Origin of the sequence: Niabella ginsenosidivorans (assembly GCF_001654455.1) — a bacterium.
In the GTDB taxonomy this organism is placed as follows: Bacteria; Bacteroidota; Bacteroidia; order Chitinophagales; family Chitinophagaceae; genus Niabella; species Niabella ginsenosidivorans.
The window spans coordinates 5,477,449-5,489,471 of record NZ_CP015772.1; the positions used below are offsets into that span (position 1 = coordinate 5,477,449).

The window sequence follows — 12,023 nt, forward strand, 5'->3', positions numbered from 1 at the left end:
TTATAAAAAATTGATTCAATCAATATGGAACAAACAGTAACACATAAAACCAAATGGTGGAGCGGCGGAAAAAGCCCGTTTAATATAGAGTATGGGAAGATAATGATGTGGTACTTCTTATTGAGTGACTCCTTTACTTTTGGAGCATTCCTTATTTCTTTAGGTACCGTTCGTTTTGGTTTGAACTATTGGCCGGAGCCCAGCATTGTGTTTAACACATTCCCTTTTGCAGGGCATGCCAACCTCCCGCTTGCTTTTGTGAGCGTGATGACCTTTGTGTTAATCATCAGTTCCGTTACCATGGTGCTGGCCGTGCACGCCGGCCATAACCGCGATAAAAAAGGTGTAGAAAAATACCTGATATTTACTATTATAGGCGGTTTGATCTTTTTGAGCTGCCAGGCCTGGGAATGGCACCACCTGCTTACAGAAGGTCATCCTGCACTGGTGGGTGATCATATTGAACTATTAACACAAAGAAATGGTTCCAATCCCTGGGGTGAGATCGTGCTTCCACAGGAAGTAACTCCTGCTCTTTTAAAGTCCTCTCCCGAAACCCTGGCCAGGCTGGTGCAGGAAGAGCATGCTTCTCATCTTTCATTTGCGCAATTGGTTCAAACACCAAAAGAGCAACTGGTGCAAATGCTGTCCAGCAGCGAAATGGTGGTACGTAAAGCAGGGCCCACTGCATTTGGTGGTTTCTTCTACGGCATTACCGGCTTCCACGGTTTTCACGTATCTGTAGGAGTTATTTTGCTGATCATTATGCTGATCCAGACAAAAACAGGTGTTTTTGAACGCAGGGGCCATTACCTGATGATTGAGAAGATAGGATTATACTGGCACTTTGTAGATCTTGTATGGGTATTTGTATTCCTTGCTTTTTACCTCATCTGATTTTAAAACGTTTAACTGACTTCTAAAGAAATAATAATGAGCCACGATACACACGCACCCGCTTCATCCGAGGTTACTTTTGAACATCATATGGATGACACTACTTTTAAACAACGCGTAAAAAGAACAACGCTGATCCTTTCCGTTTTTACGATCATAGAATTGGCGCTGGGATTTACCATCTATAGTTTGCATAAAGGCGAGCCCAGCCATGGATTGCTGCTTTTAATAAAAGGCGTTATCTGTATTTTAACCCTGGGAAAGGCTTTTTATATTGTTTCTGTATTTATGCACCTGGGCGATGAGATACGTAATTTTACGATGACTATCCTGTTGCCCTTATTGTTATTTATCTGGTTCATTATCGCTTTCCTTGCAGATGGAAATTCCTACAAGAACCTGCGGAATAAATACGACCCTTATTTTAAGGAATCAACCACTCCTTCTGGTCATCCGGTCATTCCTACGGAAACGCACCGGTATAATTCCAATCAGAAAGGGCAAAGACAATAAATCATTACTGGATTTTTATAGAGAATGGGGCGCCTTAAAGTGCCCCGTTTTGTTGTGGTAATAAAACGGAATTCAATTTTATTAAAAAGATTCAAAAAAAGAACTGATTTGCCATTTCTTAAAAGGCGCATGAGTTCTGCCCTACACAGGTATTACTGTAAGAAACCGGGTCTGGTAAAAGTTTCATTAGATATAAATAAATTGTGCAATGAAAATAGTTTGCTTTCTCCTTTTCTTCCTGGCACCATCATGTATCATCGCGCAAAAACTAACCATTATTCAATCACCCGCATTGATCCCGGAGCAGGATAAAAGGGTGAAAATATTTCTGGCGGGGAGCATTGATATGGGCAGATCTGAGAACTGGCAGAAAAAAGTAATACAACAACTGGCCGGTGTAGAAGGAATTATTCTGAATCCCCGCAGGGACGACTGGGATAAGAGCTGGAAACCGGTAAGCACCGATACCAATTTCCGGAGACAGGTAGAATGGGAGCTGGATGCTCTTGAAAAAGCAGATATGATCCTGATGTATTTTGAACCTGCTTCCCAAAGCCCCATAACGCTGCTGGAACTGGGGCTGTATGCAAGATCAAAAAAAATAATGGTGGTCTGCCCTGAAGGGTTCTGGCGGAAAGGAAATGTGGATATTGTTTGTGAGCGATATGGGATTAAACAATATAAAACAGTGGACGAAATGCTGGGGCAGCTAAAAAAGCAATTGCAATAGTTAGTTATCCAGGCTTACCGGCTCTGTAAAAAAGGAACCTTCTTATTTGCCTTTTGTGCGGATCCTTTTATAAATGCGGATGGCCAGCATCAGAATAAAGATCAGCAGCAGCATCCCTACCAGGCCCCAGACAACGCTCATCTCCCTTTTTACCACAACAAGCAGTACAATGGCTATCAGAAAAACGGTGGCTACCTCATTCCACATCCGGAGCTGGTCGGAGGTATATTTATAAATACCATTCATTTGTTGTTTGAAAATGCGGTGTAAGGAATAATGATACCCGTAAAGGAGCAGTACCAGCATCAGCTTCAGCAATAGCCAGAAACCTTCGGGTTTAAAAAGGATTGCATAAAAACCACTGCTGATCAAAACGGAGAGCCCCAGGATCAGCGTAAGAATGGCCGAAGGCCAGGTAATGCCATACCAAAGGGGCCGCATCATTTTTTTGAACTGCGCATGCAGGAGATCCTGCTCCGGTTGCGGTTTTTCATTGGCCTCCACATTATAAATAAATAACCGGGGCATATAAAATAAACCTGCGAACCAGGTTACTACAAAAATGATGTGAACAGCTTTTAAATATAAATACGCCAAAACTTAAAATTTATTAAAATGAGCTGGTACAGGTAAGGAAGATCCTGCCCGGTTTTTTATCAAAAGTATAGAATTTCAGATTAGAACCGGAAAGATGAGTAATACAGGCAACCGCCTTAAGTACCTGTTCCCTGTTACTCAATGGGTTATAGCCATAAAACGGAACAGACCGCGATAGACGGAGAACGGTTGCCTGCAGTACTTCTTTTGAAACAATAAAAAATGATTTTTCTGACTGAACAGCAAAAGACGAAGTAGTGTATAAACTATATAAAGGCTGACAGAAAATTCTGTTTTTAAATACAATAAGAATGTCTAATTTTGGCCCGCCTGAGCCGGTAATCATTGTTACCGGCTATTATTTTTATTTAAAGGTGTTATGCTTCGGAAAGAAAGTCGAAACCTGGTTGATCACTTAAATTCAAAACAGCAGTATGCAAAAGGGATATAGTTATTTTCTGCTTATCTTTTTCGCTTTCATACTGGTTGTAAGCATTGTATTTACGCAGAACCTTACAGGAAGAGCTACCAGCGCATTGCAGAACGGGAATGTGGAGGCTGTGGAAACGTTCAAAAATAATAACGGTATGCAGCAACTGGTGAACCTTTCTTTTTCACTGCAGTCGCGTTTACAGCAGGCAGGCAGTCTGAATAAAGAAGCAATAGGCATTTTGGAAGATTCCCTTACCTTGTTGGGTTATAACGCAAACGTGCTGAGCGATGCCATTGCACGGAAAGGGGCTGTTCCCGATCTGCGCAGCCTGATAGACGCGGTTAATACCCAGCTCAATCTTTCCTATGCTATTTTAGATGCCCGTCAGAAGAATAATATTCCCTTGCTGGGAACGCTTATTGATTCGCTCAGCAGGTCAAAGCCGGGAGAAGATGTATACCATTATGGTGTGCTGGTTGAAAAATCCCTGGAAAACCAGCTGCAGCAAACACTGGTAACCAATTCTGCGCATTCCAACAGGCTTTCTGTTTATAACCGCATTTTGGCAATAGCAGCTATTATTGCCGTACTTGTTTTTACAACAATTATTATAATGCGGCAGTGGCAGCAGTTGATATTGATCAGGGAATTAAAGGTAGCCCGGGAGGCTGCGGTTAAAAGCAAGAATGCAAAGGATGAATTCCTGGCCAATATGAGCCATGAACTACGCACTCCTTTAAACTCGCTGATCGGTTTTGGAAACCTGTTATCAGATACACCGCTCACAAACAAGCAAAAAGAATATATCAATACAATTATTTCCAATGGTTACAATTTGCTGCATATTGTAAATGACATACTGGACTTTTCCTCTATTGAAGCCGGTAAGCTGCGCATTAAGCGAATCCCGTTTGACCTGCAGGAGCTTTTTAAAGACCTGAAGTGTATGTTTGCCGCCATTGTAGGGGAAAAAAAGCTTACCTACCAATGGGAAATTGATCCGGAAATCCCGCAAATGGTAAAAGGAGACCCGCAACGGCTAAAACAGGTATTGGTAAACCTTATCAATAACGCCATTAAATTTACGGCTCACGGTGGCGTATCTGTTCATGTGGGTACACAGCCTTCTGAAAAGGAGCATACATATCAGCTGATATTCAGTGTAAAAGATACCGGGGAAGGGATCCCTGAAGAAAAAATAGGTCTTATTTTTGAACGGTTTGAACAACTGGAGCATTCCACTACCCGGCAGCATGGAGGCACCGGGCTTGGGTTAAGCATTGTAAAAAGTATTGTTGAGCGAATGGGCGGATCCGTTTCTGTAAACAGTGAAATAGGAGTAGGCTCCGAATTTACCTTCACAGGTATTTTTGAAAAAGTAGCGGTTCCTGCAAAAACAGTTAGCAAAGAGGCTCAGGTCTTTACCGCCGATTTTTCAGGGTATACGGCATTGGTGGTAGAAGATAATGCCGCAAACCGCCTGCTGATAAAGCACCTGTTAAAAAAACACCGGCTGAACATTGAAGTGGCTGAAAATGGACGGCAGGCCCTGGAAAAAGCCCGGCAAAAGACCTATGATCTCATTCTGATGGATATTCAGATGCCGCAAATGAATGGATATGATGCCATATCTGTGATGCGGGAAGAACTACAAATTTATACACCTGCTATTGCAATGACCGCCTATGTAATGGAAAATGAAATTAAGCGTTGTTTTGCTGCGGGGTTTAATGATTATATCGGAAAACCGATCGAAGAAAAAGAGATCATTGCAAAAATTGCCAGGTATCTTTCAGATGCCCACACTGGCAGCCAGCCGGCTGATGCCGGTGCAGCCGGTAAAGACCTGGATTTTTTCCGGGAGCTTACAGGAGGGGATGAAGCGGTAATGCAGGAAGTGCTTGCTGAAATAAAAAAACAATGGGCGCAGGATAAGACAGCGCTGAAAGCTGCTGCCAAAGCCGGTAATGCAGGTGAAGTAGCCCGCATCCTGCATCGTGCCAGGTCCACTTTTTCCGCCCTGGGGCCAAACCATATGATCTTTAAGCTGTTAGGTGATAATACGATTACAGATGGTACGTTGGAAAATATAGTTAAAGATTGTGACCATATCATTCACCAGATTGATAAAGAGGGGCGTTTCGTATTTCAATCCTGACAGTATGCACCGGCAGCTCATAAAAAATACGTTAAAACAGGGACGGCCGTATAAGACAATATTGCTGGCATTGGTGCTTTTATGGCTGGTATCCGTTGTATTGATGGTGTGGATGCTTTTTTGCGCACAACCGGAAGGGAAATATGACAAAAAACTGTCAATGAAACATCTTTCTTTGGATGACATGCTATTATCTTTTAATGAACTAAAACTGGACAGTAATGCTACGCTCATTAATTTACAGCTAAAGGAAATTTCCCGGAAAAACAGTACCTCGGATGAGGGGAAACGCCTGATCGCAGATAGCAGGAAAAAGATTTATAACAATATACTGGCACAAAAAATAAAACAACCTGCTAAACCAACCGGCTTTACCATTAAACCGGTTCCTCAATAGTGAAGTATGAAATTGTATCTGTTTATTTTTAGTCTGCTTCTTCTGGCATCCTGCGGTTTCCAAAAACAACTGGCTACTGCAAAAGCAACCAGTGAAAAAACAAAAAGAATGATCCAGGAGGAAGCTGCCCGGCTGGATTCTGTAAAAGTGATCCTGAATGCCAGGGCAGAAGACCGCACGATTGACAGTGTTTTAAATAAAGGAGTACAGGATATATTAGACAAACTGAACAGCAGGCTGAACAGTGTGGAGCAACTGGCGCTAATTATAGACGCAGCTGCCCGGAACAGGGCCTCATTCCGAAAAGGGATCGCTACAAAAGATATCTTAGCCAAACTCATCCTGCTGGACTCTTTTAATAATACGCAACAGCGGCGGGAGGAGGTCTATAGCATGCTAAATGAGTCGGTACGCCTTTCAAAATATAAGATGTTTCACCTGGCTGCCTTCTTTGACCGGGGTGTTTATCGTATTCCGCAATCGGCTATGGGTACTATTATTTCCAATTTTACACCTATTGTTGACTCTTTATCAGTAATCGCCAATAAATATGCGGCTATTGAGCGTGAGGCCCGCATTGTGTTTGTGGGGTATTCAGATAACACCCGCGTAGCGGAAACAGGGCCTCTTTATAAAGAGCTGACGCAGATACTCCATAAGGAGCTCCCTTCCCAGTCCGAGCTGAACCAGCTCCTTTCCGATCTGCGGGCAAAGGAAATGGCACAGAAGGTAAAGATCGTATTAGATACCAATGCTTCCAGGTTTAAGAATTTCAATTCGCTCAAAATAGGGTACATTGCCTATGGTAAAGGAGAGGAATATCCCTCTCCCAGGATCAAAGATTACAAGCCTACTGATGAGCGAAGACGGATCGTTGTATGCTACTGGACGGTATTACCAAAGATTTCGGACCTGTAATTCAGGAAAGACTCCCGGTCTTTAACCACTCCAGTATTATCCGGCGCTTGTTGCCGTCTCTTCAATTAATTGTAACAACGCGTCTATCCAGGGTTCGCAAGTATTCATACAGGGAATATAAGTATATTTTTCACCGCCATGCTTTAGAAAATCTTCCTTGCCACGCATTTCTATTTCTTCCAGCGTTTCAAGGCAATCACTTACAAACGAAGGACAAGCAACCACCAGTTTTTTTATATGTTCCCCGGGCAGTTCCGGTAGTCGTACCTGTGTATTGGGCAATAGCCAGGGATCGCGCCCCAGGCGGCTTTGGTAGCTGATTTGCCACTGCTTTTTGCTTAGCCCCAGTGCTTTTGCAACCAGCCTGCTAGTAGTCATTACCTGGTAACGGTAACAGGTGGCCTGTGCCGCTTCATGGGTGCAGCATTCTTCAGGAGAATTCAGATTATGGAAACTATTGGTTGTATCAGTTTTGTAAATATGAGAAACAGGAATGCCATGATAGCTAAAGAGCAACTGGTCAAAGTCTTCCTGCAGGTAAGGGCGCATACTTTCAGACAGTGCATTGATGTAGGCAGGATGCTTGTAATACGGGGGAACTACTTTGAGTGCAAAGGAATAATTATTCTTTTTATGTGCTTTCTTCATGTGCTCCACAGCCGTTTCAAAGCTGCTCATAGCATAGTGCGGATATAGAGGAACCAGAATGACTTCTTCTACATCCGGCATACGTTTTAGCAGGGCATTATACGATGCTTCCGGAGTTGGATTGCCATAGCGCATAGAAAGTTCCACAGGAAGATCTGTTTTTTTCTGAATGGCCTCCCGCAGCCGTTCGGATAAAACAATCAGCGGGGAGCCCTCTTTCCACCAGATGGTACTGTAAGCTTCTGCGGATTTAGGCGCCCGGAAAGGGGTAATGATCCCTTTCACTAATAAGAAACGCAGCCAAAAGGGTTTGTCAATAACCCGTTTGTCCATCAGGAACTCGTTAAGATATTTTCTTACGTCTCTGACTTCAGTAGAATCCGGAGAGCCCAGATTCATTAAAATTACTCCGGTTTTACGCATTACAGAACTAATATTCGTTTATTTTTTCGGGATGATGACCGCTTTGAGGTCAGTTTTTTATAATGAACCATAGAAATAACAACCGGCAAAGATATAAGTTATACAAAAGTGATCCTGTTTTATACAGCCTTCTTTCTGTAAAAGATGAGCAGGGTCATGCGATTGCAGGCAGCGGAAAGAATGCCTGGCTGCAAGCATCTGGAACTCATGATAAAAATCATATTTTTTTTGGCTGCCAGTGACAAAAATATGACGATACTCCAACTTATCCTTTATACATTTGCGCAGTTATCATGGCAATAGAGGAGTTCCATATTTCAAAACAGGTGTTAGATCGTTTTTGTATTGCTGGTATTAACTATCACAAAGCTGATGCTGCAACAAGAGGCCTTTTTTCTTTAAGCAATGACGCTTTTGCCGCATTGGGCAAAAATGCTAAAATTGATGGACTAAAAAGCGTCTTTGTTCTTTCAACTTGTAACCGTACTGAAATTTATGGTTTTGCTGAATCCGTAATGCAGCTGGTAGAGTTGCTGGTGTCACATACAAATGGCGATAAGACCGGTTTTTATGAATGTGGTTATTTTAAGAACGGAGATGAAGCGCTGCAGCACCTGTTTAAGGTTTCCGCAGGGCTGGACTCCCAGATATTGGGCGATTATGAAATTCTTGGCCAGCTGAAAAGAGCTGTGGATACAGCACGGGGACAACAGTTAATTGGCCCGGTGATGGATCGGTTGCTCAATTTTGCCTTTCAGGCCTCAAAAAAAATAAAAACAGAGACCAATCTGAGCGACGGAACGGTTTCTGTATCATTTGCAGCAATTGAATTATTGCAGAATATAAAGGATATTGCCCAAAAGAAGATCCTGATCATAGGGGCTGGTAAGTTTGGTGTAAATGTTTGTAAGAACCTGAACACATATCTGCCGGGCACTGCTGTTACCATTATAAACCGTACGGATGAAGTAGCTAAAGCAATAGCGGAGGAAAACCGCGTTCATTTTGCCGCTTATAAGGATAAAGCGGCAGCTATTGAGGCAGCAGACATCATTATTGTTTGCACCAATTCCAAGGAGCCAACAGTGCTGCCGGAACACATCCGGCCCGGCAAACAGCAATTGTTACTGGACCTTTCTGTTCCTGTAAATGTGCATCCGCTGGTAAAAAAAATGGAGGATATTACAGTGATTGATGTGGATGAGATCTCCAGCTCTATTCTTGACAAAACCCTTACCCGGCGCAAGGCTGAAGTGCCTAAGGCGAATGTGATCATCGATCACTTTAAAAAAGAATTCCTGAACTGGTTAAGGGAGCATCATTATGCGCACCACCTGAAAACATGGAAAAATAAGCTCTGCGAAATTGATTTAACGCAAACATCCGTTTGTGAATTTTATAAAGATAAAGAATTGATCAGCGAAACTGAGCGTGTGCTGCGTGCACAGAAAGCAGTAAAACAGCTGGCAGTAAACCTGAAGATAAAGCATGATAAAGGTTGCCAGTTCATCAGCAGCATTAATGATTATCTGCAAATACCCTAAGTGGGTGTAGAATATGATCCGTATTGGTACCAGAGACAGTCAGCTGGCCGTATGGCAGGCCACCCAGGTAAAAAATCTATTAGAAAATTTTGGAGTTCCCGCGCAGTTAGAGCCCATCAAAAGTGAAGGGGATCTTGACCTGACAACGCCCCTGTATGCAATGGGGGTACAGGGAGTATTTACAAGGGCGCTGGATGCTGCTTTGCTGAGTAATAAAATTGATGTAGCGGTGCACAGCATGAAGGACGTGCCGGTACAATTACCGGAAGGAATTGTGGAAGCGGCTGTTCTGGAACGTGCTTCTTATAAAGACATCCTGGTTTTGAACGAAAACTGGAAGCCTCCTTTCCCCGGCCGGGACCTTAATAGGATCAAAGAGGCTGTTTCCGGCAGGACCCCGGATCTCATATCTCAGACCCCGGATCTCATATCTCAGATCCCGGATCTGGCAATTGCTACCAGCAGTGTACGTCGTAAGGCCCAATGGTTGCACCGTTTTCCGGGGTGCACTATTGAAAATATCCGGGGAAATGTAAATACCCGTTTACGCAGGCTTGCAGAAAGTAACTGGCTGGGGGCCATCTTTGCTGCGGCCGGTCTGGAGCGCATTGGTTTAAGACCAGCCAACAGTATAGATCTTAACTGGATGCTCCCGGCTCCGGCACAGGGAGCCATTATGGTTACGGCAAGAGGCAGCGATATAAGAACATTAAGAGCCTGTAACCGCATCAATCATGTGCAGACTGCATTTTGTGTAAAAGCGGAGCGCGATTTTTTAAGTGAGCTGATGGGCGGATGCGCTACTCCTATAAGCGCACTGGCAATACTGGAAAAAGACCATCTTCATTTTAGAGGAAGCGTGGTAAGCCCGGACGGTACAGAAAAAGCAGAGGTTGATGAAATCTATTCTCTTAATGATATAAAAACACCGGGTAAACAGGCTGCGGCGGTTATTTTAAATAAGGGAGCAAAAGCCATTATTGCAAAGATGAATAATGAAAAATGAACGGTTTCATATTTTAAGCACCAAAATCCTTGATGAAGCACTGGTAGATTTGGTTAGTGACCGGGTACAGTTGGATAGTATCCCTTTTATTGAAACCTATGCTGTTCCTCCTGCTGAAATTGCCCAGCAACTGGCAGCTGTTCCAATCAAAAACGGACTGGCGATCTTTACCAGCGTCAATGCAGTAAATGCAGTAGCAGCGGCTGGTATGCTTCAGCCTGGTTGGAGTATAGCCTGCATAGAACCCACTACAAAAAAGAGGATGCAGGAAGCATTTCCTCAATCAGCAATAGTGGCAACCGCGCCCACTGCTGCAGCATTGGCAGAGCAAATCGTTAGAATCGCACCGGAAAATTGCATCTTTTTTTGTGGTAATAAACGGCTGGGCATCATCCCGTCTGCATTAAAAAAGAAAGGAATTCCTTATAGGGAAATCATGGTATACAATACCATCAAAACGCCGCAGGTCATCAATAAAGAATATGATGGCATTATTTTTTACAGCCCAAGCGGGGTGGAAAGCTTTTTTGAATTGAACAAAATTCCGGCTACAGTAAAAGCTTACTCCATAGGGCCATCCACCACAAAAGCATTGCAGCAATACACAGAAAATATTGTGCAGAGCAAGGTGCCGGACACAAAACAAATGATCGCGTGGATCAGCAATAGTATTTAAGAACAGATCAACGATCACAGGGAAAAGACATTATGCAACAGGAACTAAAGAATGATTTGATCTTAAGAACGCTCCGCGGGGAAACTACAGAACGCACACCGGTCTGGATGATGCGTCAGGCAGGAAGGTACCTGCCGGAATATATAGAGCTGCGGGAAAAATATTCTTTCTTTGAAAGGTGCCGGACCCCGGAGCTTGCCTGTGAAATTACGTTGCAGCCGGTGGATCTTATAGGTGTAGATGCCGCTATTTTATTTTCAGACATCCTGGTAGTGCCACAGGCTATGGGGCTTGAGGTACAGCTGGTAGAGAAGCTTGGCCCTTATTTACCGCAACCGGTAAAAACAGGTAAAGACCTGCAAAGGGTTCATGTTCCGGATGTAAATGAAACTTTAGGGTATGTGTTTGATGCCATCAGGCTCATTAAAAAAGAGCTGAATGGCCGGGTACCGCTGATCGGCTTTGCCGGTGCACCATGGACCCTTCTTTGTTACATGGTGCAGGGGAAAGGAAGTAAAACTTTTGATGAAGCCAAAGCCTTTTGTTATCAGCAGCCCAATACAGCCCGTGCCTTGTTGCAAATGATCACCGATGCCACCATTGAATATTTAAAGGGGCAGATAGCAGCCGGCGCTGATCTTGTACAGGTATTTGATAGTTGGGGCGGTTTGTTAAGTAAACGGGATTTTGAAACGTATTCCCTGAATTATATCCGGCAGATTGTAACAGCGCTGAAAGACCAGGTACCGGTTATTGTTTTTGCAAAAGGAGCCTGGGGCTCTTTAACAGAAATGGCAGCCACAGGTGCCACGGGCCTGGGAATAGACTGGTGCATTGAACCGGAAACCGCCCGTGAACTGGCCGGTAATCATGTAACTTTGCAGGGGAATTTTGATCCCGCGAAATTACTGGCGCCGGTTCCGCAGATAATAAAAGAAACAAAGGAAATGCTGAAGGCTTTTGGAAAAGGAAGACATATTGCAAACCTGGGGCACGGCATTTTGCCCAATGTTCCGGTAGACCATGCAAAAGCGTTTGTTAATACGGTCAAAGAATACTCATTTTCTAACATTTAAAACAGAA

General features: G+C 43.6%; 13 protein-coding genes. 10 read left to right on the plus strand and 3 right to left on the minus strand.

Features of this window, described 5'->3' with window-relative positions; translation table 11 throughout:
- Nucleotides 1–24: 24 nt before the first annotated feature.
- The 3 genes from A8C56_RS23130 to A8C56_RS23140 all read left to right on the plus strand — a co-directional run bounded on the left by A8C56_RS23130 (nt 25) and on the right by A8C56_RS23140 (nt 2,140).
- Entirely contained in the window at nt 25–897 is an 873-nt protein-coding gene (locus A8C56_RS23130; protein WP_067761076.1) for a cytochrome c oxidase subunit 3, read from the plus strand.
- A gap of 36 nt (nt 898–933) precedes the next feature.
- Nucleotides 934–1,410, plus strand: a complete 477-nt coding sequence (locus A8C56_RS23135; protein WP_067761078.1) for a cytochrome C oxidase subunit IV family protein — start codon at nt 934–936, stop codon at nt 1,408–1,410.
- Nucleotides 1,411–1,618: 208 nt separating this feature from the next.
- Complete coding sequence (locus A8C56_RS23140; RefSeq protein WP_084490371.1) at nt 1,619–2,140, plus strand: nucleoside 2-deoxyribosyltransferase domain-containing protein; 522 nt, start codon at nt 1,619–1,621, stop codon at nt 2,138–2,140.
- A gap of 42 nt (nt 2,141–2,182) precedes the next feature.
- On the opposite strand, the gene A8C56_RS23145 is transcribed toward A8C56_RS23140, so the two are convergent.
- Nucleotides 2,183–2,737 carry a CopD family protein gene (locus A8C56_RS23145; RefSeq protein WP_067761082.1) on the minus strand — a complete coding sequence of 185 codons (555 nt, stop codon included), beginning with the start codon at nt 2,735–2,737 and terminating at the stop codon, nt 2,183–2,185.
- Nucleotides 2,738–2,750: 13 nt separating this feature from the next.
- Nucleotides 2,751–3,083: a hypothetical protein gene (locus tag A8C56_RS23150; RefSeq protein WP_067761083.1), complete on the minus strand. Its 333-nt coding sequence runs from the start codon at nt 3,081–3,083 to the stop codon at nt 2,751–2,753.
- A gap of 88 nt (nt 3,084–3,171) precedes the next feature.
- Here A8C56_RS23150 and A8C56_RS23155 point away from each other — a divergent pair, with 88 nt between their 5' ends.
- The 3 genes from A8C56_RS23155 to A8C56_RS23165 are packed head-to-tail and all read left to right on the plus strand — an operon-like array spanning nt 3,172 to nt 6,643.
- Nucleotides 3,172–5,328: an ATP-binding protein gene (locus tag A8C56_RS23155; protein WP_067761085.1), complete on the plus strand. Its 2,157-nt coding sequence runs from the start codon at nt 3,172–3,174 to the stop codon at nt 5,326–5,328.
- A gap of 4 nt (nt 5,329–5,332) precedes the next feature.
- Nucleotides 5,333–5,725 (plus strand): hypothetical protein, encoded by a 393-nt coding sequence (locus A8C56_RS23160; RefSeq protein ID WP_067761086.1) that lies wholly within the window; start codon nt 5,333–5,335, stop codon nt 5,723–5,725.
- Between the two features lie 6 nt (nt 5,726–5,731).
- Nucleotides 5,732–6,643: a hypothetical protein gene (locus A8C56_RS23165; RefSeq protein ID WP_067761088.1), complete on the plus strand. Its 912-nt coding sequence runs from the start codon at nt 5,732–5,734 to the stop codon at nt 6,641–6,643.
- A gap of 36 nt (nt 6,644–6,679) precedes the next feature.
- Here A8C56_RS23165 and hemH read toward each other — a convergent pair whose 3' ends face one another.
- A complete protein-coding gene (hemH, locus tag A8C56_RS23170; RefSeq protein ID WP_067761090.1) occupies nt 6,680–7,714 on the minus strand; it encodes a ferrochelatase in 1,035 nt (344 codons plus the stop codon).
- 293 nt (nt 7,715–8,007) lie between these two features.
- Here hemH and hemA point away from each other — a divergent pair, with 293 nt between their 5' ends.
- The 4 genes from hemA to hemE are packed head-to-tail and all read left to right on the plus strand — an operon-like array spanning nt 8,008 to nt 12,016.
- On the plus strand, nt 8,008–9,258 hold the full coding sequence (hemA, locus tag A8C56_RS23180; protein WP_067761093.1) for a glutamyl-tRNA reductase: 1,251 nt from the start codon (nt 8,008–8,010) through the stop codon (nt 9,256–9,258).
- Nucleotides 9,259–9,271: 13 nt separating this feature from the next.
- Entirely contained in the window at nt 9,272–10,264 is a 993-nt protein-coding gene (locus A8C56_RS23185) for a hydroxymethylbilane synthase (protein ID WP_067761094.1), read from the plus strand.
- On the plus strand, nt 10,254–10,940 hold the full coding sequence (locus A8C56_RS23190; RefSeq protein ID WP_067761095.1) for a uroporphyrinogen-III synthase: 687 nt from the start codon (nt 10,254–10,256) through the stop codon (nt 10,938–10,940). Before A8C56_RS23185 ends, A8C56_RS23190 begins: the two co-directional genes overlap by 11 nt.
- 32 nt (nt 10,941–10,972) lie before the next feature.
- A complete protein-coding gene (gene hemE / locus A8C56_RS23195; protein ID WP_067761097.1) occupies nt 10,973–12,016 on the plus strand; it encodes a uroporphyrinogen decarboxylase in 1,044 nt (347 codons plus the stop codon).
- Nucleotides 12,017–12,023: the final 7 nt, after the last annotated feature.

What these genes read in the sequence shown, in the direction of transcription:
- A8C56_RS23130 (WP_067761076.1), top strand. Translation starts at nt 25, where the DNA reads ATGGAACAAACAGTAACACATAAAACCAAATGGTGGAGCGGCGGAAAA.
- A8C56_RS23150 (WP_067761083.1), bottom strand. Translation starts at nt 3,083, where the DNA reads ATGATTACCGGCTCAGGCGGGCCAAAATTAGACATTCTTATTGTATTT.
- hemA (WP_067761093.1), top strand. Translation starts at nt 8,008, where the DNA reads ATGGCAATAGAGGAGTTCCATATTTCAAAACAGGTGTTAGATCGTTTT.
- A8C56_RS23190 (WP_067761095.1), top strand. Translation starts at nt 10,254, where the DNA reads ATGAAAAATGAACGGTTTCATATTTTAAGCACCAAAATCCTTGATGAA.
- A8C56_RS23165 (WP_067761088.1), top strand. Translation starts at nt 5,732, where the DNA reads ATGAAATTGTATCTGTTTATTTTTAGTCTGCTTCTTCTGGCATCCTGC.
- A8C56_RS23155 (WP_067761085.1), top strand. Translation starts at nt 3,172, where the DNA reads ATGCAAAAGGGATATAGTTATTTTCTGCTTATCTTTTTCGCTTTCATA.
- hemE (WP_067761097.1), top strand. Translation starts at nt 10,973, where the DNA reads ATGCAACAGGAACTAAAGAATGATTTGATCTTAAGAACGCTCCGCGGG.
- hemH (WP_067761090.1), bottom strand. Translation starts at nt 7,714, where the DNA reads ATGCGTAAAACCGGAGTAATTTTAATGAATCTGGGCTCTCCGGATTCT.
- A8C56_RS23135 (WP_067761078.1), top strand. Translation starts at nt 934, where the DNA reads ATGAGCCACGATACACACGCACCCGCTTCATCCGAGGTTACTTTTGAA.
- A8C56_RS23160 (WP_067761086.1), top strand. Translation starts at nt 5,333, where the DNA reads ATGCACCGGCAGCTCATAAAAAATACGTTAAAACAGGGACGGCCGTAT.
- A8C56_RS23185 (WP_067761094.1), top strand. Translation starts at nt 9,272, where the DNA reads ATGATCCGTATTGGTACCAGAGACAGTCAGCTGGCCGTATGGCAGGCC.
- A8C56_RS23140 (WP_084490371.1), top strand. Translation starts at nt 1,619, where the DNA reads ATGAAAATAGTTTGCTTTCTCCTTTTCTTCCTGGCACCATCATGTATC.